Source organism: Quyinboa sediminis (assembly GCF_042219855.1).
Classification (GTDB): Bacteria; Bacteroidota; Bacteroidia; order Bacteroidales; family UBA5342; genus JBHJHP01.
In genome coordinates, this window is record NZ_JBHJHP010000002.1 from 371,058 (window position 1) to 390,009 (window position 18,952).

Here is an 18,952-nt window from a genome sequence, read left to right on the forward strand (position 1 = left end):
AATAATTTAGTTGTCACTTATAACTTTTCTTGACCATGTATCACAGGTGATTGAATTTAAAAAGTATTGTTTTAATTCCTCGGTTTTTTTATAACCCAGTGCCTGCAGGGACAAGTATATGTTTCCCGGTACATAGGCGTTTTCGATACCGCTAAAAGCACTGAATACTGACATTAAAAGTGCCTTTTCATAATTCTGTTGTAAGCGGTATACGGCAGCTGCCAGGCTAATCTTTTCGACTGTCACTCCATTAAAATTGATAGCATCCTGCAAACTGATCAATGCACTGTCTGGCCTGTTTTCGTTAAAAAACTGAATTGCATGGTTATAAAAATCGCTGTTATAACCTGAAAAGAGGTGCATGTTTAATGCTCCAGGATAACGTTGAATAGCGTTAAAAACATCAGAAGGTTCAGTTTTATTGGCGTAATCAGAAGCAAACAACAGTATATCGTTCCAAAGTTCATCGCTGTTTTCCAACCCTTTAAGATACAACAGGTAATAGCTGTCTTTTTCATCAATACCGGGTGAAACAGTGATAAGATCCGTTAAAAGCAAGTATTCCGGGAACTCATCAGCCACTTCCTTCTCCGCCAGTAATTCGTAGACCAAAGGTTGCAGTGCGTCTGCCGATCCGAAAAGTGAAGATTCAAATATTGTTCCGGGTTCAAGCCCAAAACACTTTGCCATTGCAGGCAGAGGGGCGTTTTGCCTGGAAAGAAAACCGGCATTCATTCTTAGTTGATCGGCAGGAGAAACAGTGCAATACGTAAGAAATCTTTCAGCAGAATAAATATCCCGTGAAAAACGATATTCTTGTTCACACAATGATTTTAGATCGGGCAGGTCGCTGATGTTTATTCCTGTTATATCATATGTTTTCACAGGACATTCAAACCTGATGTTACGGATATTGCTGTCATCCGGATTTCTTATGGTTTTCAAATCCGAAACTTCAGTATTAAAACTTTTTCCATAATGTTTAACAAACAAAGGGAAAAAGGCCTGAATCTGCTGCTCTTTTGGATAATGTTCACTAAAAATCAAATATAGACCCATCAGCTCTGCCGACTTCAAACGAGCCTGGCTGATCTGCGCTGTACGCATGCGAGATGAGCTGACTGTCTGATTAAACGTAACATCTGAAAACAACGTTGTCCTGTTGCTGCTCAGCATGTAGATTGCACCATTGTATGCATAGTTAAACTGCCCGGCAATTACCGGGAAATTAAAAATCAGAAATAAATATAATATGCTATAGTTCTTCCTCTTCACCAGTTACAGTGTAGTTGCTTTTCTTGGTTTTTTGAGGTTGAGCCTGTTGACTGCCTCCTTCATCTGCTGGTTCTGAAAACGAATCTTTCAGCTGATCTGCCCGGTTGGCTATGGTTGGGGACCACATTACGACAACTCCGGCAATGTTTTGCTTTGATACCGGATGTATTCCCTTCCATTTTCTGACCATGGTTGTGGGTAAATTCAGCGTGCTTGATTTTGACTGCACAGCCTGTGACCATTTCTGCTGAGAGAAATATGAATCTGTGCCATCGGCGTACTGCTGAAATTTTTCAGTTGTTTCGCTTATCTCGTCAGCGATCATATCTTCTGCCACAAAATTTTTAATGTTATTTACAGCCGAAAGTCTTGCTTTACTGTAAGCTCTGGAGAATTCAGCAGAAGCTCTGGTACCGCTTGCATTCACCTCTTCCTGCCCAAATCCGTATACAACCATATCACCATTCTGATCGTATGTAATATAGGTTCCCATTCTGCCGACAAGTTTATCGGGGGTCATGCCTAAAATTTTGTCCATCGAATTTGTCGATTTCCCCTGCTTTGCCTGCGAATCATCCCGGTTCTTTATCATGGCAGCCAGGGACTGGAATTCCGGTGAGTATTTCATGCAGATCGAAACCTGATAGTCATTATTTCCAGCTTCTCCTTCACATATTCTGACCACAGCACAACCTTTTACCATGCCAGAAACAAAAGAGCGGACTGACTCATTATATTTTTGCTCAAAGACAGCCTTTTTATTGGATTCATTCATTTTCTGAATCTCCTCGTCGGACATACCAAGCGCACTTAATGCTTTATCAAGCGACTTATCCATTACCATTTTGGCTTTTTTAAGCATGGAAGCCTTGCTTTTCTGATCCGGATCTTCACCAATTATCTTATCATCGATCATTTCAAATCCTCTACCCGAGGTGATCTGCTCACCTGCCATCCTCAGCAGGTTCATTTTGGCTGTCATCTCTGCGATGGCATATGCAACATTTCGTGATAAAATAAATCCCGGCATATTACTTGGCCTGGTGGTCGTTCCCGAAGCAATAACATATATGGAACCATCGCTGTTGATTGCATCCAGACTTTTGCCCTGCCTGGCAAGGGAATTCATTACGGACTCTGTTAATTTGTCTTCCGGAAATTCCAGGACCTCCACCTGAACATCCTGGGTTTCAGCAACTGCACCTGATGATGCCACATCTCCCGGGTTCTGTGCACTGATCGTAAAAAAAGGCAGAAGCAAAATGAGTAATAGTTGTCTTTTCATTTCAATTGATATTTATGGGTTTATATAAGGCATAGTAGAACATTGAATTGTCTTCTGATTTCCAGCTGCTTAATTTAGACATCGAATGAATGAAACCTTCAGAATTCTCTTTAATAGTCTGGATATATGTTGTGTGCTCTTCAACGGTTCTTTCGTCTTCAGTGGTGGTAACAATTTGTTCAATTACAGCTTTTGCAGAAGATGTAAAATCAGAGCCATTAATTAATATGGCAATTTCTTTCTCAGCTTTTATCTTTCCTATGCGCTCAAGTACCGATCGTGATTGTCCCTTATTTTCAACAAAGCCAACTCCAACAATATATGCCTGTCCCTCAAACGCAATCACTTCGGCCCCTCCTGTTCCAATTACCGGATGTTGCTTTACCGCATTAACAAGAGAATCACTTTGCGACCATAATAATGACGGGAATAATAGGATACATAGAAAGGCTAAATATTTCATAATGGATACATTGAGGTTCCGTAAATTTATTAAAAACCAGATAGTTTTATGGTTTAGGGATTTGAAATTATTTATAATTGTTATAATTTATAATCATTATACATTAAGAAGATATATCATTTCAAATAGAGTTATCTTTGCATCATGCCATATACAAACAAAATTCTGCAGTATATAACAGAAGGTGAGCACGTGGAACAGGATTTTAAATTTGAAATTTCTGATTCCAGAAAAATTGCACGGTCACTGGCTGCATTTGCGAACACTCAGGGCGGACGTTTGCTGGTTGGGGTAAAGGACAATGGTAATATTGCGGGCGTGCGCTCCGAAGAAGAGTTTTATATGATAGAAGCTGCAGCACATATGTATTGCAAGCCTCCCGTTCCTTTTCAGGCAAAAGAATGGGATGTCAACGGCAAAACGGTACTGGAGATAAAAATTGCAAAAAGTGACTATAAACTTCATACCGCTCCGGATAACGATGGTAAATTTAAGGTTTATATCAGGGTTAAGGACCAGAATCTGCTTGCAAATGCCATCTATATTAACGCACAAAAACAGAAAAAGCGACCTGAAGGCAAGGCTTTTTTGTTGTCTGAACCGGTAAAAAAACTGCTCGATCTGCTCAACACTGAAGAAACCGTTACAGCCGGAAAGTTTAAACGATTGGCTGAGATCAATTCCAGAACAACCAACCGGATTCTGACAGACCTTGTAGCCATGAACATTATACGCATCCATTTTACCGATAAACTCACCTACTATTCACTCGTTCCTCCATCAGAAAATGACAAGTAAGGTTTGATCCTTCTCAGTTTTATTGTATCCAGACCTTCTATCCTCATAAGCTCTTCAAAATTTTCTATCGGTTTTTTATCTCTTCGGTATTCATATATGGCTTTAGCCTGGTAAAAATTCAGATATGGATGGCTTTTCATTTGATTGACAGACACTGTATTTGGATCTAGCCTTACCAACAACGTAGTGTCAATGGTAAGCTGATCCGAAATATTATGCACCACATCAGGTTTCAGGCCGTAAACTTCAGTTAACTGATCCTGACTGTAAAATCCTCCCAGCCAGTCCCGGTATTTTACAATGCGTTCAGAAAGTACCGCACCAATTCCGGGCAACATTTTCAGCAGAGCGGTATCGGCACTGTTGAGTTCTATAACAATTTCAGGTTCCTTTTCAATACTCACATACTCAACCAGCTTTTCCTCATTAACCTTTACTACCGGTACGTCCAATTCTTTAGCTGGCAAACTTTTCTCCTTTTTGCTGATGCGGATGAAGGGCTGCAATACCACCAATTCACTGTCTGATACAGAATATATTCTACCAAGATCTTTAGCTTCAGGAAATGATCCGCCGGAATTCCGGTAACGTGTAATATTATTGATACTGACCGAACCAAACCCCAAACGTCGCATTGTTAACGAATCCGCCGTGTTCGGGTCAAACATAAAAAGGGAGTCGCTACTAAAATGGTCCTCTGTAAGCCACACCTGCCTTAAAGAATCCATGTACATTGCTTGTTTAAACGAATCTATTTTTGACTGGTAATACGAATAATCATATGGTTTATGGTTGACAAGTGTTGGCATAAACAACCTTGCGATCAGCAAAATCAGCAACAGGATAATGAGAATAATAATGCCGTTACGTTCCCGGCGCGAGTAAAAAAACCAGTCTTTCCACATGTTCAGGTTGTTTAGTAATTACCAAAGTTAATAAAAAAACTCATTCTTGTTATTAAGGGCATCACTGCGATTGAAACCCTTGATAATCCGGGCTCTTACGCTCCTCCGGAGCTTCGTATTTTTGATATTGATCGTTTCTACCATACGGTCGGGACCTCCGGCCCTCTTTTCAACTATCCGGACTTTTTCTCCACATTAAATGCATTTACACCAAAACTGAAGCGCACCAGAGGTGGGCTAGTATGGTAGAAATTGTGCAATTTAATAATCAGGAGCCCGATTAGGGCGAAAGAACTTAGGTAAGTTTATTCATAAAATTCAAATACATATTCTCCTTTAAATTTTACATTAAACTTCTCCAATAATTCTAAATATTCTTCACGAAAAGTTCTTTTCCTGTGGTGTAACTCTTGTTTTATAATGTAGTTAATTACAGCATCCCTTTGTGATCTGGAATAAGAAAATCCTCCATAGCCTTCCTGCCAACTGAATTTGCCTAAAACAAAGCGGTTTTCGTTTATCCATTTAGTTGAATTGCTTTTAATAATACTGATAAGATTTGAAATACTTGTTTTAGGGTTCAATTCAAAAAACAGGTGGACATGATCCTTATCACCATTTACCGCTAATGGGTATTGTCCACTATTTTTCAATATACCGGATAAATATTGATGTAACCTGTCCCTGAATTTATTGGTTATTAAGTTCTCTCGTCCTTTTACAGAAAATACAATATGAATATTAAACTGGGTGTAGGTATTTGCCATTGCATTTGGATTAAAGGGTTTAACAAAAAAAAAATGACAAGAGGAAAAACAATTATTATTCTTTCGCTCCTACGGAGCTCTGCATTTTGATGCTGATTGGTTCTACCATACGGTCAGGACCTCCGGCCCTCTTTTCAACTATCCGGACTTTTTCTCCACATTAAATGCATTTACACCAAAACAGAAGCGCACCAGAGGTGTGCTAGTATGGTAGAAAAATGACGCGTTTTAATTGCGAGGAGCCCGATAAGGGCGAAAGAATAGGCAGATCTTGAATACAGCTTGTACTTGAAATATCATAGTCTGACTATGAATTTTCACGGATAAATTACATTTCCCAATCAGGTATTTGTCTATTATGCACCTACGGCTGCCAGCAAAATAGAATTAAACTTAGCTTCCTCAGAATCGCTTCTGGAAGTCAGCACGATTGGCGCTATTGCGCCCAGAACAACTGAAGCAACCTTGGCATTTGAGAAAAACACCAATGATTTATACAGCACATTTCCAACCTCAATATCCGGTACAAGAAGTAAATCACAATCACCGGCCACATCACTTTTTATGCCTTTATGCTTGGCACTTTCGCTGCTTACAGCGTTATCAAAAGCCAGTGGTCCGTCGATAATACAACCGGTAATCTGATCCCTTTGGTTCATTTTTGAAAGCAATGCAGCATCCAGGGTTGCAGACATTTTTTCATCGACCACCTCAATGGCACCTAAAACAGCAACTTTAGGATTGGCTATTTGCAGTCTGTGCATATAATAAACAGAGTTCTCCAGAATGCCAATCTTTTCGTTCAAACCCGGAGATATATTCATGGCCACATCAGTGATGGCAATAAGCTTATGGTATGTAGGAACTTCAAACAGAGCAAAGTGTGACAACAGCTTGCCGGTACGTAAACCCCAATCTTTATTCAATACACCACGTAATAAATCCGGTGTTTTAACATTGCCTTTCATTAAGATATCTGCCTGTTTGTTATGAACCAAACTCACCGAAAGTCGTATGCCTTTTAACTTATCCGGTTCATGAATGATCTGAGTACCTTTTATGGTAATTTCATGTTCATAGGCTACTTTTTCAATTTTATTCTGATCACCAACTAAAACAGCTTCAATTATATTCTTTTCCTGTGCTGCAATCACGGCACCTAAGGAATGTGGATCATCTGCAACAGCCAGAACGAGACGTTTGGTTGGCATATCGGCTTTTAACAACTTGTTGAGGTCAGACAGTTTTTTCAGCATGGTAAATTTTTTAATAAAAATACAGAATCTAAACAAAGTGAAATATGATGAAGTTCATCCGGCACTGAAACAAAAAGATGCAGATCGATTAAAATTCCATGACAAATAACAGGTTTTTTTGCAGTTTTTAAATTTTAACTTACATTTGCAGCACAATTAATCGAACATGATTTCGAACACTTTACATCACGGTCATCATTTTTCCCTGCTACAGCGGTAGGCCGTGATTCTAATGTGTCAAAAAATATTCAAAGGCTTATCGTTTACCGGTGAGCCTTTTTTATTTGTATATAACTAAAACACAAATGATACGAATTGCAGTACAAACAAAAGGTCGGCTACACGAAGAGTCGATGGAGTTATTAAAAGAAGTGGGTATTAAACTGACGCCCGGAAAACGTCAGTTGCTGTCTCCGGCAAAAAACTTTCCCTGCGAACTGTTATTCCTTCGGGACGATGATATTCCGCAATCGGTGGCTGATGGTGTTGCTGATATCGGGATAGTGGGTGAAAACGAATATCTGGAAAAAGAGCAGGATGCGGGAATCATCAAACGTTTGGGATTCAGTAAATGCCGTCTGTCGCTTGCCATTCCTAAGGGTGAAGATTATCAGGGCCCCGCATGGTTTAAGGGTAAAAAAATCGCTACATCCTATCCGGTGATCCTGAAAAATTATCTGAAAGAACAGAACATCAGTGCTGAGATTCATGAGATTATGGGATCTGTGGAAATTGCTCCCGGTATTGGTCTGGCAGACGCCATATTCGATATTGTCAGTTCAGGTGGAACACTGGTCAGTAATGGATTAAAGGAAGTTGAAGTAGTTACGCCATCAGAAGCCATCATCATTGGGAATAAAACCCTGAGCAATGAAAAAAAAGCCATCATCGACGAGCTGATATTCAGGATTGAATCGGTTCAAAGGGCCAATAATAAAAAATATATACTGCTGAATGCTCCCAATGAAAAAATCGATGCCATAATTGAGCTGCTTCCGGGCATGAAAAGCCCTACTATCATGCCATTGGCGGAAGAAGGATGGAGTTCTCTGCATTCTGTCATCGAAGAAAAACAATTTTGGGAAATCATAGGAAAATTAAAGGCACTTGGAGCACAGGGCATCCTCGTGATTCCGATTGAGAAAATGATAATGTAAATTTGTAACAAAAAAGAATGGAAGTTTTACGATTCCCTGACCGAAAGGAATGGGATAAAATAACAAGCCGTCCGGACAACGACAACAGCGGTGTTTTTGACTCGGTTCAATCCATACTCGACGAGGTAAAAGCAGGTGGAGACAATGCTGTACTGAAGTTCGGAAAGAAATTTGACCGTGCAGATCTGGATCAGCTTCTGGTGACTGAAAATGAAATTGAAACGGCATCTAAACTGGTGGATGAAGAACTGAAAGATGCCATAAGACTGGCAGCTAAAAACATTGAAACATTCCATAAGACTCAGGTATTTGAAGGACAAACTGTTGAAACAACTCCCGGCGTAAACTGCTGGCAAAAAAGTGTAGCCATAGAAAAAGTTGGCTTGTATATTCCCGGAGGCACTGCACCTCTTTTCAGCACGGTACTGATGCTTGCTATTCCGGCTAAAATAGCCGGTTGTAAAGAGATCATACTTTGTACACCTCCCTCTAAGGACGGCAGTATTCACCCGGCGATTCTGTGGACCGCACATTTTGTCGGTGTAACGTCAGTTTTTAAAGCCGGTGGTGTTCAGGCCATTGGTGCCATGGCCTACGGAACCGAATCCATTCCTAAAGTTTTCAAAATTTTTGGCCCGGGAAACCAATTTGTAACAGCTGCAAAACAGTTGGTAAGTTTAAAGGATGTTGCCATTGATATGCCGGCCGGCCCTTCTGAAGTGGAAGTGATTGCAGACAAGGATTCCAATCCGGCATTTATCGTTTCCGATCTGCTTTCTCAGGCAGAACACGGTGAAACCAGCCAGGTCATCCTGGTAACAGATACTGAAGATTTGATTGCACCGGTTCTTTATGAACTGGACAGCCAGCTTTCAAAGCTTCCCCGAAAAGATATGGCACGGAAAGCGATTGCCAACAGCAGGATGATCGTGGTAAAAAACACAGAAGAGATTGTTGATATCTCCAATCTTTACGCGCCTGAACACCTGATTATACAAAGCAAAAACTACAATGAAATCGCTGAAAAGGTAGTCAATGCCGGATCCGTATTTCTGGGTCAGTATACCCCTGAAAGTGCCGGTGATTATGCATCAGGAACCAACCACACCTTGCCAACCAATGGCTATGCAAGGGCTTACAGTGGAGTAAACCTTGATAGCTTCACGAAAAAGATCACTTTCCAGGAAATTACCGCACAGGGATTAACGAATATCGGCCCGGCCATAGAGAAAATGGCCGAAGCCGAACAGCTGATGGCACATAAAAATGCTGTTTCACTGCGATTAAAAGATATAGAAGATTCTGAAAAATGAGCCAGATTGATCTGAATAAACTGCTACGGGATAATATTAAGCAGCTAAAACCATACTCCAGCGCCCGGGATGAATTTTCGGGGACAGCTTCGGTTTTTCTTGATGCAAATGAAAATCCGTATAACGAACCATATAACCGCTACCCCGATCCGCTGCAGAGGGAACTCAAAGCACGCATTTCAACAATTAAAGGGGTAGATCCATCCAGGATCTTCCTTGGAAACGGCAGTGACGAACCCATTGATCTGCTTTTCAGGGCATTTTGTGAACCCGGTAAGGACAATATAGTGGCCATGGAGCCGAGTTATGGCATGTATACCGTTGCTGCTGACATTAATAATATCAAAGTAAAGCCGGCTTTGCTCAATGGCGATTACAGCCTGAACACCGATACAGTTTTGGATGCTGTTGATGAGGATACTAAACTGATCTTTTTGTGTTCCCCCAATAATCCGACGGCTAATCTGCTCAAAAAAGAGGCGATAGAACCGATCCTGGACCGCTTTAAAGGATTAGTGATCATTGATGAAGCCTATATTGATTTTGCACCTGAGGCAACATGGCTGAACCAGCTGGATAAATATCCCAATCTTGTGGTTCTTCAGACTTTTTCGAAAGCATGGGGAATGGCCGCCATCCGTCTTGGAATGGCCTTTGCCGCAATTGAGATCATTCAGGTTCTGAATAAAATTAAATATCCCTATAACCTGAATATTCTTACGCAGCAGAAAGCCATGGAACTGCTGAAAGATGATGTCAAAAAAACCAATTGGGTGGATGCCATTTTAAAAGAACGGGAACGTCTGAAAGGTGAACTGTTAAACATTCCGTATGTTGAGAAGATATATCCTTCGGATGCCAACTTTTTACTGGTGAAGGTTAAGGATGCTGATGGAATATACCATAAACTGATTGATAATTCTGTGATCATCCGGAATCGTAGCCGTGTAAAGCTTTGTGAAGGTTCACTTCGCATCACGGTTGGGACACCTGAGGAAAACACAAAATTAGTCACTGCACTGAACACATTAAAGGCTTAAAAATGGGCAAACAACGCATATTATTCATCGACCGGGACGGTACACTGGTCAAGGAGCCACCGGAAGATTATCAGCTGGATTCACTGGAAAAACTGGAATTTTATCCGGGAGCGCTCCGGAACATGCATTACATTGCAGAGCTGGATTTCAAACTGCTTATGGTGAGCAACCAGGATGGCCTTGGAACGACTTCGTTTCCTGAAGAGACATTCCGGCCGGCACACAATAAAATTATTTCTGCGTTTAAGAATGAAGGTGTCGTATTTGATGCCGAGCATATTGATCCGTCCATGCCCGAAGATAATTCTCCTGCACGCAAACCCGGAACTGCCATGCTCACCGAATATATGAAAGGTGATTATGACCTGGGTAATTCCTTTGTAATCGGAGACAGACTAACAGATGTGCAACTGGCAAACAATCTGGGCTGCAAAGCCATTTTGTTATCCGATGTAATAACATCTGATGACCTGAAAACCAATGAACTGTCTGAAGTTTGTGTGCTGCAAACCGGAAACTGGGATGATATTTACGCTTTTCTGAAAGCCGGGGAAAGAACAGCCGAAGTTCAACGCACAACAAAAGAGACGGATATTTATGTCCGGATCAACCTTGACGGTACGGGGAAATGCGATATTCATACTGGTCTTGGTTTTTTTGACCACATGCTGGAACAGATTGGAAAACATTCCGGTTCGGATCTGACTATTAAAGTTAAAGGAGATCTTGAAGTGGATGAACACCACACCATTGAAGACACTGCACTGGCCCTTGGAGAAGCCATATATAAAGCCATTGGCGATAAGCGTGGCATTGAACGCTACGGCTATGCCCTGCCCATGGATGATTCATTCATTACAGTAGCACTGGATTTTGGTGGCCGGCCATGGCTGGTCTGGAATGCTGAATTTAAGCGCGAAAAAGTGGGAGATATGCCAACTGAAATGTTTCTGCACTTCTTTAAATCCTTCTCGGATGCCGCAAAATGCAACCTGTACATCAAGGCAGAAGGAGATAATGAACACCATAAAATTGAAGGCATTTTCAAAGCCCTGGCCCGCTCTATAAAAATGGCGGTAAAACGGGATGTCTTTAAATTTGAACTGCCTTCTACAAAAGGTGTGTTATAGAATATTGAGGCTGTCCAAAAGGTAATATCAGAATTATCTTTATTTACGGATTGTAAGTAGTTTTTATAAAATTACCCCTAAATCCCCTGAAGGGGACTTAAAGCCTCCCACTTTAGGGGAGGTAAAATAAAGATTGCTTACAATTTATAAGTTTAAAATATTTTTATTTGTCTTTTTGGACAGCCCTCAAGAACTCTATTTCTTCACCCTCGCATCTACAAAACTTTTGATAAAGATGATCATGGCGTATAGCGATGTCGCCATCATGATAACCACCCGAACCACTCCAATCTGACTATCGCGGCCAATTGCACCCGTAAGCGGTTTAACCAGTGATATCAGTAACAAAAATGTTAGTGTGACCACGATATGTGCCACTACCCTGTTTCCTCCCTGCATTGGTTTAACCATTGCCAGTAATACAACTCCTGCAAATACCGGTATAAGTGCAGTGAATGATGGTGTTTCACTTCCGAAATAGGACCAGAGACCGATTAGAATCAGTACAATACTGTTTAGTAAATTTGCCAAATATGGTTTCATCGCAAATATTTTAATGTTTTTTCTGTCCTACTATAAACCATTTTTATCCGGAATCGTTTAAAATAAGAACTTAATATTCTATAAACATGGCAAACGATAAACAAAGCCGGAAATCATTTTTGAAGCGAATAGGACTGTCACTGGGAGCTGCAGCTATGGCTCCGCTCGCCACAGCATCAGATGTTGGTTATATGAAAGATGATAAGCTTGATGATGTGCAGAAAGAATTTTTACACACTTACGAAAAGTGGCTGGGTGAATTTCACGGGTTTGTAAAAAAACAAAAAGCTGACTTCACCAACCTTGAGAACAACAAAAAACTGATGGCTTTGTCGGCAGAAGCCGAAGAATGGAAAAAACAGCTTGAAATTCATATGCTGGATGAACGGTTTTCGAGATATCACGAAAAAATTACCAGAAAGGTCACCGAGGAAATAGCTTAGTTAATTACGAGTTACGAATTAAGAATTACGAATAGGAACAATGTAATTCGTAATTATTCATTCATAATTCTGAATTGATTTTTTATCCTTTGATGCTGACATCTTCAAGACCGTGTTTATCCAGAATTTTGATGTCCTTACCATCCAGGGATATTAATTTATCCTGTTCAAATTCTTTTAGCAATTTAACCGTACTTTCCATGGTGATTCCTGCAAATTCAGCGATCTCTTTTCTGGTCAGATGTTGAAATACATCTTCTTTCAGAAAATCTTCCTGCGCAAGATACAGTAAGGTCGTTGCCAATTTTCCAGGCATTTGTTTGTGGGTAATGGTCTTAATAATCTCCAGCAGATGGTTCTCGGTTCGATAGTTGCGCGATACAATATTAAATGCAAAATCACGGTTATCCTTCAGGATCTTTTTAAGGCCTTCTTTATCTATCATGCAAACTGCAGACTCTTTTAGCGCCATTGCTGTATAATTGTAAACACTCTCTCCAAATACCGTTGAAAACGCAATGAAGTCACCGCCTTTCATCAGGCTGATGCTTTTAAATTTTCCTCTGCCCGTTTCCACAAAAACCTTCACCAGACCATCCAGCACATACAATACATACGGGGCAAACGCGCCCTGCTTGCACACTGTCTCGCCACTATTATAAACAATCTGACGTTTCTTAGTGCTGATAAAATCGAGCTCATCCTCTGTCAGCATCATAAAACAACTGCTCTTGCTGAATATAGAGTTCAGGTGGGGTACCTGGTGTTCTTCCATCGCATTTTATTTAAAATACGAAGATACAAAAAACAGCGATACAGCGAGGGTTTCGCTATGAACGAAGCCCTCGTTAAGCAAATTTACTTTCTGTTTTCCTGAATTTTCAGAAGTCCGTTATAAATGGATTTTGCAATTTGCGTTTGGTAATCGGGATCAGCAAATGTTGCAACATCCCGATCAGCAACTGAAAGATCAATAGAATATAAAGCAGAAGGACATTCACTATGCTTGAGCACATAAAATGGCCCGCTTATAATTTTATTACTTTCCTTGTTCAAAGATTCTGAAAGTAAATCTTCACAGCAGGCAAATGATTCAGAAGCATATACGCCATCCTTATAATAGGATATAAAATCGTTGACTCCTTTCGCAATATTATCCTGACAATGAATGCTCAGAAAAAAGTCAGGATGGTTTTCTGTTGCGATATCCACCCGTTTTTTTAACTCTAAAAACTCATCATCTGTTTTAGTGAGTATAATTTTAATATTATCACCATTATTCAGACTCAAGGAATACAAAAGCTTACTCACACTCAAATTAATATCCTTTTCCTGTATGCCATTCAACACAGCTCCGGGATCCTTTCCTCCATGGCCGGAATCAATTACAACTACGAAAGGTTCACGTTCTGCACCCAGATCGAAGGAGGTTAAAATAAAAAAGGAAACAGACAATGACAATGCAAAAAGAAGAGTAACCCATCTTCTGAAGATTGCAGGACTTTTTCGGTTTACCATACGTATTCTGTTTTTAGTTTGCGTAAAATTAAATCCACTGACCAATTGATAGCTTTGTTTTTTTATTGAACTATTAATCAGACAATTAAAATATTTCTCTCTATCCGTTCCCGATTTCACAACACCATCATCTGCCAGATATTCATGGTTCAACACCATTATTCTTTTAAATACCCAAATCAACGGATTGAACCAGAACGTACATTTTATCAGTTCCACCAAAATGATATCCAAAGAATGAAACTGTTTTATATGGACCCTCTCATGTTGAATCAATATAGAAGCCGATGCATCATTTTTTAAATCATGGCTGCTTATAAACAGATAATTCAAAAAACTATAAGGTTTAATCCGCTTCTCTTTTACTATCATTTTCAATCCATTCACTTTAATGCACCTGTTTCTGGTACTCAAGAGGATTAACATCAGGTTGAAAACAAACCGAATCAAAAAAACCGAAACAATAAGAAAATATATTATTAGAAATTTTTGCTTTTCAGTAAGTTCAAAATTATCAACGTCTCGTAAAAGGATCTCCTCATTTTGCACAACGTCTTTTTGAATTTGATTTTTATCAGAGCTACTCATTCTGAATTCTTTAATTATGGAAGGCATATTATTTACCCTTATATTCATTGTTGGTACAATTAAGCTCAGCACCAATGCCGCTAACAAGAAGAACCGGATAAAAACAAAATTCTTAAGGGATTTAAGTAAGGTGTAATAAAGCAGAATCGCAATTCCTAAACCTATACTGGATTTTAAAATATACTCAACCATGTCATTGGTTCTTTTGGGAAATTTGTGACTTAACCAGTTCCTTCAGCTCTTCCAGTTCTTCAACACTGAGGTCACTGTTTTTTGTGAAAAAAGATGCAAACTGGGTTGCTGAATCATTAAAAAAGAGAGAGATGATACTTTTCAAATATCCAGAAAAGTAGTCCTTTTTCTGCAGAATTGGAAAATACAGTTTGTCCCTTCCAAGTTTTTTGAACCCGATATATTTTTTGGAGCACATTCTGTTCAACTGTGTTGAGATGGTAGTGTACGCCGGCTTTGGCTCAGGAAACCTTTCAACAATGTCTTTCATAAATCCTTCTTCTATCTCCCAGAGATATCCCATAATCTGAAGTTCGGACTTATTAAGCTGTTTTATAACCATAAATGTAGTTTTAATACTACAAATGTAGTAATTAATTCTAAATGAGCAAATTTTTTATGCTCAGCGAGGGTTTCGTTTTAAACCAATCCTTTCTTTCGCCCTTATCGGGTTTTTCAATTAATGCATCTTGTTTTCCTACCATACAGGCACTCCTCCGGAGGGCAAGGAGGACCGTAGGCTCCGACAGTATGGTAGAAAATAATACACCGCATAAACCGAGCACCGTAGGTGCGAAAAAAACGTGTTTAGTGAGAGTTTCGTTTTAAATGAAGCCCTCGCTAACACCCTCGCCAAAAATCATTTTGCAAAATTTCAATTTTTGGATTGTAATACTTCAATGGCTTTTTCTTTACCGGAATTTGGCAGCGCCGTACTTTTGTTGCATAGAAATTTAGTGAATGAAACGCATCGCAATTCCAATACAAGACAACAGGCTGAGTTCCAAATACGGAACATGCGATTTTCTGACGGTCTATGCAACGGAAGGCAGAAAAGTTGTCGGAAAGGAAACATTACTTCCTGTCATTGGATCAACCGAGGAAATTGCAACTCAACTGAACGCAATGGGTATTGGTATTGTGATCACAAACTTTATAGAGCCGGGCATCATAGGCTATTTGGCTCAGCACAAAATTCAGGTTTTTATTGGGGTTAAAAACAGCGATCCGGATGTGCTTGTCCGTCAGTATTTAGACGGACAGCTCACCTCGGATCAAAAAGTAATGCATTTGTATAACAATTAAACATAAAGTAAAATGAAGTATTTAAGAACTGGCTTACATGAGTTTGAGACAGCTGCAGAATTGCAGAAGTTTATTCAGGAAAATGAAAACGTAATGGTTTGTACAGGTCGTATGGGCCCTATGTGTATTCCTGTTTACGGCATCATGGAAGAACTGGAAGAAGAAGAGAAATACAGCCATGTTAAATTTGCTGTAATGGCATTCGACAGCCCTGAAGCACACATCGTTCGTAACGATCCAAAATGTGCAGGTTTTATGGGATTGCCTTTTACCATGTATTACAAAAACGGAGAAACAGCACACGCTACATCAAGCATCCAGAGTATGGATATGGTGACTTCAATTCTTGACAGAGAATTCGCCTCAGCTGATGTAGAAAAATAAGACCCAGGTCAAATGATTATTTGGTTCATGCTTTCATGCGTGAACCAAATTCATTTATCCCAATTTTCTTGCTTAATAAATAATTTTACCATGAACGAAGAATTATATGATGTAATCATTCTAGGGGCCGGACCGGCAGGACTCTCCGCCGGAATTTATGCTTCACGGAGTAAGCTGAAAACACTGATTTTGAATGAAGGAGCGATTGGAGGGCAGGTTACACTTACAGAGGAGATTGCAAACTATCCGGGTGTTGAAACCACACATGGATACATGCTGGTGAATACCATGAAGAACCAGGCCAAATCGTTCGGATGTAAAATCAAAGCCAACCTGTCAGTTACGGATTACCGGTTGAACCAAAATATCAAAGAGATTGAGGTGAACGGGAAAGAAGTATATAAGGCCAAATCGGTAATCATAGCTGCTGGTGGTAAACCCCGCCCATTGGGTATTCCGGGTGAAGCCGAATTGAAAGGCCGCGGCGTATCCTATTGTGCCACCTGCGATGGTGACTTTTTTACAGGAAAGGAACTGGTAGTAGTAGGCGGAGGAAACTCTGCCCTTGAAGAGGCAGTGGGACTGACGAATTATGCCACAAAGGTAACCATCGTTCATCAGTTCGATCATTTTCAGGCTTTTGAACATGCAGTGAATGAGGCCAAAAATAATCCGAAGATTACGTTCGTAATGGAAAGTGAACTACGTAAAATCAAAGGAACAGATGGCGTGGAATCTGTGGTAATTGAAAACCTGAAAAGCGGCGAACAAACCGAACTAAAAACAGACGGTGTGTTTGTGTTCATCGGTTATGTGCCTAACACAGATAAAATTAAACACCTGGTTAAAACAAACGAACGGGGAGAAATTCTTGCTGATGCCGATATGAGAACTAATATTCCCGGTGTGTTTGCAGCTGGTGATTCCATTCAAAAAAGATACAGACAGGTAACCACTGCCGTAGCAGATGGTACCATTGCAGCACTTTCAACATCAGATTACGTGCGCAGTGTATTCGTTGAAAAAGAAGAAGAAATTGCCATTAGTGCAGTATAAAATATAACATCCGGTTTCGTAATACAGCCAATTACAAACCAGTTTTTGTTATAGTAGCGATTGTTAGAGGTTAGATAATTAAGGGTTTCGCATATGCGGGCCCTTAATTTTTGCCACAAAATTTCCTTGAGCCTACGCTTACCCTTTTATTCCCTAAAGGGAACCTCACAGTTACGCTACTATTTTGAACCCATATTTGAATCCTTTAGTAAAGACAAACAAGAACTTTCAATCTTTTTAATTACCTCATCAATATTTTTTTCTACTTCCTTATTTGTAAACCGAATCACACTAATTCCATGTTTTGCAAGTTCATCTTCTCTTGAAATATCATAATCTTTGCGATTCTTAAAGTTGTGAATTTCGCCATCAATTTCGATCACCAGCTTAATTTGATGACAGTAAAAGTCTGCAATAAAAATATCAATAGGATGTTGCGATCGAAATTTTAAATTCAAAACATGCTTTTTACGTATTTTCTCCCAGAGCAATTTTTCAGCATTAGTCATGTTATTTCTTAATAGTTGCGCTTTTCTGAAAATATGAGGTTTTGCATTATAAAACATTGAGGTGTTAATGTTGATATTCATAAGTTACAGGAGTATTGTTATTTATAAAGTTAGTAATTAAATTTTCAACGACTTCCCTTCAGGGAACAAAAGGGCACAAGTCGATGAAAATTTCTGAAATGACTGGCATTACCCCAAAATTCCCTTGAGCTTCAGCTAAGTCCTTCGCCAAAGGCTATGGGCGTCGGTGAGAGCTTCAGCGACACGCGGAAAGGGGACTTTACATTTTCCTGGAATAACTGAATTTAAACCATAGTCCGTGATATCATATTTGCCTACTCTTACCCTTTTATTCCCTAAAGGGAACCTCACACTTACGCTCTTAATTATTTAAAGTCCGTAGGACTAAAATATTGGTAGAAACAGGTTAACCATTAAAAATAAATCCCGTAGGGATGATATATGATATCGTTTATTATTAACTAATGATCTCGTACCTACGGCACTTGGATTTGTATCTTTGATTTCAAATGCTACCAATATTGTGTCCAACCAGTACAATGTCGTAGCGAGGGCTTCACTTTGAGCGAAACCCTCGCTAACTATTAAATAAATTCACTATTTTAGTCAGCCTAAACGCAACAATGGCTGAAAGACTCAAACGGGAATTTTACATACGCAACGTGCTTGACGTAGCTCCGAAGCTGCTGGGAAAAACCATTGCTGTAAATCATGGCGATGAAATTCTGCGCTATAAAATTACTGAAGTTGAAGCCTATAACGGATTCGAAGACAAAGCCTGCCATGCTTCCAAGGGCCGTACCAAGCGCACCGAAATCATGTTTCACGAAGGTGGCCATGTATACATGTACCTTATCTATGGCATGTACTGGATGCTGAATATTGTAACCGGACCAAAAGATATTCCGCAGGCTGTTCTGATCCGCGGTATTGAAGGGTTCGATGGTCCGGGAAAAGCCGGAAGAGCACTTGGCCTGGACAAATCATTTTATGGTGAAGATCTGATTAAATCCAACCGTATCTGGATTGAAGATGCTCCGGTGATTTCTGATCATATCACTACACCACGCATTGGGATAGATTATGCCGGCGAACCCTGGATAAGCAAACACTGGCGATGGAAACTGATCGGATGACTTCAAGTCATCCGATCAGTAGCATATGAAATCCACTCTATTAGCTGG

At 39.9% G+C, this 18,952-nt stretch carries 21 protein-coding genes; 10 read left to right on the forward strand and 11 right to left on the reverse strand.

The window, feature by feature from the left end; all coding sequences use genetic code 11:
• Positions 1 to 6: 6 nt before the first annotated feature.
• From ACE1EF_RS06735 to ACE1EF_RS06745, 3 genes are read right to left on the reverse strand one after another with little or no spacing between them, the layout of a single operon-like run.
• Positions 7 to 1,275 (reverse strand): hypothetical protein, encoded by a 1,269-nt coding sequence (locus ACE1EF_RS06735; protein WP_375719867.1) that lies wholly within the window; start codon positions 1,273 to 1,275, stop codon positions 7 to 9.
• On the reverse strand, positions 1,256 to 2,560 hold the full coding sequence (locus ACE1EF_RS06740) for a DUF6844 domain-containing protein (protein ID WP_375719868.1): 1,305 nt from the start codon (positions 2,558 to 2,560) through the stop codon (positions 1,256 to 1,258). The genes ACE1EF_RS06735 and ACE1EF_RS06740 overlap by 20 nt, the downstream gene beginning before the upstream one ends.
• A 1-nt stretch (position 2,561) precedes the next feature.
• On the reverse strand, positions 2,562 to 3,023 hold the full coding sequence (locus tag ACE1EF_RS06745) for a hypothetical protein (protein ID WP_375719869.1): 462 nt from the start codon (positions 3,021 to 3,023) through the stop codon (positions 2,562 to 2,564).
• Between the two features lie 144 nt (positions 3,024 to 3,167).
• Here ACE1EF_RS06745 and ACE1EF_RS06750 point away from each other — a divergent pair, with 144 nt between their 5' ends.
• Entirely contained in the window at positions 3,168 to 3,821 is a 654-nt protein-coding gene (locus ACE1EF_RS06750; RefSeq protein WP_375719870.1) for an AlbA family DNA-binding domain-containing protein, read from the forward strand.
• Here the strand turns inward: ACE1EF_RS06750 and ACE1EF_RS06755 are convergent.
• The 3 genes from ACE1EF_RS06755 to ACE1EF_RS06765 form a co-directional block, all read right to left on the reverse strand.
• A complete protein-coding gene (locus ACE1EF_RS06755; protein ID WP_375719871.1) occupies positions 3,785 to 4,726 on the reverse strand; it encodes a helix-hairpin-helix domain-containing protein in 942 nt (313 codons plus the stop codon). The genes ACE1EF_RS06750 and ACE1EF_RS06755 overlap by 37 nt on opposite strands.
• Positions 4,727 to 5,031: 305 nt before the next feature.
• A complete protein-coding gene (gene tnpA / locus ACE1EF_RS06760; protein WP_375719872.1) occupies positions 5,032 to 5,493 on the reverse strand; it encodes an IS200/IS605 family transposase in 462 nt (153 codons plus the stop codon).
• A gap of 356 nt (positions 5,494 to 5,849) precedes the next feature.
• Positions 5,850 to 6,749, reverse strand: a complete 900-nt coding sequence (locus tag ACE1EF_RS06765) for a bifunctional enoyl-CoA hydratase/phosphate acetyltransferase (RefSeq protein WP_375719873.1) — start codon at positions 6,747 to 6,749, stop codon at positions 5,850 to 5,852.
• 305 nt (positions 6,750 to 7,054) lie between these two features.
• Between ACE1EF_RS06765 and hisG the strand changes: the two genes are divergently transcribed.
• From hisG to hisB, 4 genes are read left to right on the forward strand one after another with little or no spacing between them, the layout of a single operon-like run.
• On the forward strand, positions 7,055 to 7,906 hold the full coding sequence (hisG, locus tag ACE1EF_RS06770; protein ID WP_375719874.1) for an ATP phosphoribosyltransferase: 852 nt from the start codon (positions 7,055 to 7,057) through the stop codon (positions 7,904 to 7,906).
• A 17-nt stretch (positions 7,907 to 7,923) separates the two neighbouring features.
• Positions 7,924 to 9,219: a histidinol dehydrogenase gene (gene hisD / locus ACE1EF_RS06775; RefSeq protein ID WP_375719875.1), complete on the forward strand. Its 1,296-nt coding sequence runs from the start codon at positions 7,924 to 7,926 to the stop codon at positions 9,217 to 9,219.
• Positions 9,216 to 10,259 carry a histidinol-phosphate transaminase gene (gene hisC / locus ACE1EF_RS06780; RefSeq protein WP_375719876.1) on the forward strand — a complete coding sequence of 348 codons (1,044 nt, stop codon included), beginning with the start codon at positions 9,216 to 9,218 and terminating at the stop codon, positions 10,257 to 10,259. The genes hisD and hisC overlap by 4 nt, the downstream gene beginning before the upstream one ends.
• Positions 10,260 to 10,261: 2 nt before the next feature.
• Positions 10,262 to 11,389, forward strand: a complete 1,128-nt coding sequence (gene hisB, locus ACE1EF_RS06785) for a bifunctional histidinol-phosphatase/imidazoleglycerol-phosphate dehydratase HisB (protein WP_375719877.1) — start codon at positions 10,262 to 10,264, stop codon at positions 11,387 to 11,389.
• Positions 11,390 to 11,584: 195 nt separating this feature from the next.
• On the opposite strand, the gene ACE1EF_RS06790 is transcribed toward hisB, so the two are convergent.
• On the reverse strand, positions 11,585 to 11,932 hold the full coding sequence (locus ACE1EF_RS06790) for a hypothetical protein (protein ID WP_375719878.1): 348 nt from the start codon (positions 11,930 to 11,932) through the stop codon (positions 11,585 to 11,587).
• An 86-nt stretch (positions 11,933 to 12,018) separates the two neighbouring features.
• Here ACE1EF_RS06790 and ACE1EF_RS06795 point away from each other — a divergent pair, with 86 nt between their 5' ends.
• A complete protein-coding gene (locus ACE1EF_RS06795; protein WP_375719879.1) occupies positions 12,019 to 12,375 on the forward strand; it encodes a hypothetical protein in 357 nt (118 codons plus the stop codon).
• 82 nt (positions 12,376 to 12,457) lie between these two features.
• Here the strand turns inward: ACE1EF_RS06795 and ACE1EF_RS06800 are convergent, their stop codons facing one another.
• The 3 genes from ACE1EF_RS06800 to ACE1EF_RS06810 all read right to left on the reverse strand — a co-directional run bounded on the left by ACE1EF_RS06800 (position 12,458) and on the right by ACE1EF_RS06810 (position 15,055).
• Positions 12,458 to 13,150: a Crp/Fnr family transcriptional regulator gene (locus ACE1EF_RS06800; RefSeq protein ID WP_375719880.1), complete on the reverse strand. Its 693-nt coding sequence runs from the start codon at positions 13,148 to 13,150 to the stop codon at positions 12,458 to 12,460.
• 83 nt (positions 13,151 to 13,233) lie between these two features.
• On the reverse strand, positions 13,234 to 14,673 hold the full coding sequence (locus tag ACE1EF_RS06805; RefSeq protein ID WP_375719881.1) for an N-acetylmuramoyl-L-alanine amidase: 1,440 nt from the start codon (positions 14,671 to 14,673) through the stop codon (positions 13,234 to 13,236).
• A gap of 1 nt (position 14,674) precedes the next feature.
• The gene (locus ACE1EF_RS06810; RefSeq protein ID WP_375719882.1) at positions 14,675 to 15,055 is read right to left on the reverse strand and encodes a BlaI/MecI/CopY family transcriptional regulator; all 381 of its coding nucleotides are present in this window, start codon (positions 15,053 to 15,055) and stop codon (positions 14,675 to 14,677) included.
• A gap of 398 nt (positions 15,056 to 15,453) precedes the next feature.
• Between ACE1EF_RS06810 and ACE1EF_RS06815 the strand changes: the two genes are divergently transcribed.
• The 3 genes from ACE1EF_RS06815 to trxB all read left to right on the forward strand — a co-directional run bounded on the left by ACE1EF_RS06815 (position 15,454) and on the right by trxB (position 17,238).
• On the forward strand, positions 15,454 to 15,798 hold the full coding sequence (locus tag ACE1EF_RS06815; protein ID WP_375719883.1) for a NifB/NifX family molybdenum-iron cluster-binding protein: 345 nt from the start codon (positions 15,454 to 15,456) through the stop codon (positions 15,796 to 15,798).
• Positions 15,799 to 15,810: 12 nt separating this feature from the next.
• Complete coding sequence (locus ACE1EF_RS06820; protein ID WP_375719884.1) at positions 15,811 to 16,182, forward strand: thioredoxin; 372 nt, start codon at positions 15,811 to 15,813, stop codon at positions 16,180 to 16,182.
• A gap of 90 nt (positions 16,183 to 16,272) precedes the next feature.
• Positions 16,273 to 17,238: a thioredoxin-disulfide reductase gene (gene trxB, locus ACE1EF_RS06825; protein WP_375719885.1), complete on the forward strand. Its 966-nt coding sequence runs from the start codon at positions 16,273 to 16,275 to the stop codon at positions 17,236 to 17,238.
• A gap of 179 nt (positions 17,239 to 17,417) precedes the next feature.
• Here the strand turns inward: trxB and ACE1EF_RS06830 are convergent, their stop codons facing one another.
• Positions 17,418 to 17,828: an endonuclease domain-containing protein gene (locus ACE1EF_RS06830; protein ID WP_375719886.1), complete on the reverse strand. Its 411-nt coding sequence runs from the start codon at positions 17,826 to 17,828 to the stop codon at positions 17,418 to 17,420.
• 563 nt (positions 17,829 to 18,391) lie between these two features.
• On the opposite strand from ACE1EF_RS06830, the gene ACE1EF_RS06835 reads away from it, so the two are divergent.
• Positions 18,392 to 18,904: a DNA-3-methyladenine glycosylase gene (locus tag ACE1EF_RS06835; protein WP_375719887.1), complete on the forward strand. Its 513-nt coding sequence runs from the start codon at positions 18,392 to 18,394 to the stop codon at positions 18,902 to 18,904.
• Positions 18,905 to 18,952: the final 48 nt, after the last annotated feature.

Bases quoted from the DNA above. Each gene is read 5' to 3' on its own strand.
- ACE1EF_RS06740 (WP_375719868.1), bottom strand. From the start codon at position 2,560: ATGAAAAGACAACTATTACTCATTTTGCTTCTGCCTTTTTTTACGATC.
- ACE1EF_RS06745 (WP_375719869.1), bottom strand. From the start codon at position 3,023: ATGAAATATTTAGCCTTTCTATGTATCCTATTATTCCCGTCATTATTA.
- ACE1EF_RS06750 (WP_375719870.1), top strand. From the start codon at position 3,168: ATGCCATATACAAACAAAATTCTGCAGTATATAACAGAAGGTGAGCAC.
- ACE1EF_RS06755 (WP_375719871.1), bottom strand. From the start codon at position 4,726: ATGTGGAAAGACTGGTTTTTTTACTCGCGCCGGGAACGTAACGGCATT.
- tnpA (WP_375719872.1), bottom strand. From the start codon at position 5,493: ATGGCAAATACCTACACCCAGTTTAATATTCATATTGTATTTTCTGTA.
- ACE1EF_RS06765 (WP_375719873.1), bottom strand. From the start codon at position 6,749: ATGCTGAAAAAACTGTCTGACCTCAACAAGTTGTTAAAAGCCGATATG.
- hisG (WP_375719874.1), top strand. From the start codon at position 7,055: ATGATACGAATTGCAGTACAAACAAAAGGTCGGCTACACGAAGAGTCG.
- hisD (WP_375719875.1), top strand. From the start codon at position 7,924: ATGGAAGTTTTACGATTCCCTGACCGAAAGGAATGGGATAAAATAACA.
- hisC (WP_375719876.1), top strand. From the start codon at position 9,216: ATGAGCCAGATTGATCTGAATAAACTGCTACGGGATAATATTAAGCAG.
- hisB (WP_375719877.1), top strand. From the start codon at position 10,262: ATGGGCAAACAACGCATATTATTCATCGACCGGGACGGTACACTGGTC.
- ACE1EF_RS06790 (WP_375719878.1), bottom strand. From the start codon at position 11,932: ATGAAACCATATTTGGCAAATTTACTAAACAGTATTGTACTGATTCTA.
- ACE1EF_RS06795 (WP_375719879.1), top strand. From the start codon at position 12,019: ATGGCAAACGATAAACAAAGCCGGAAATCATTTTTGAAGCGAATAGGA.
- ACE1EF_RS06800 (WP_375719880.1), bottom strand. From the start codon at position 13,150: ATGGAAGAACACCAGGTACCCCACCTGAACTCTATATTCAGCAAGAGC.
- ACE1EF_RS06805 (WP_375719881.1), bottom strand. From the start codon at position 14,673: ATGGTTGAGTATATTTTAAAATCCAGTATAGGTTTAGGAATTGCGATT.
- ACE1EF_RS06810 (WP_375719882.1), bottom strand. From the start codon at position 15,055: ATGGTTATAAAACAGCTTAATAAGTCCGAACTTCAGATTATGGGATAT.
- ACE1EF_RS06815 (WP_375719883.1), top strand. From the start codon at position 15,454: ATGAAACGCATCGCAATTCCAATACAAGACAACAGGCTGAGTTCCAAA.
- ACE1EF_RS06820 (WP_375719884.1), top strand. From the start codon at position 15,811: ATGAAGTATTTAAGAACTGGCTTACATGAGTTTGAGACAGCTGCAGAA.
- trxB (WP_375719885.1), top strand. From the start codon at position 16,273: ATGAACGAAGAATTATATGATGTAATCATTCTAGGGGCCGGACCGGCA.
- ACE1EF_RS06830 (WP_375719886.1), bottom strand. From the start codon at position 17,828: ATGAATATCAACATTAACACCTCAATGTTTTATAATGCAAAACCTCAT.
- ACE1EF_RS06835 (WP_375719887.1), top strand. From the start codon at position 18,392: ATGGCTGAAAGACTCAAACGGGAATTTTACATACGCAACGTGCTTGAC.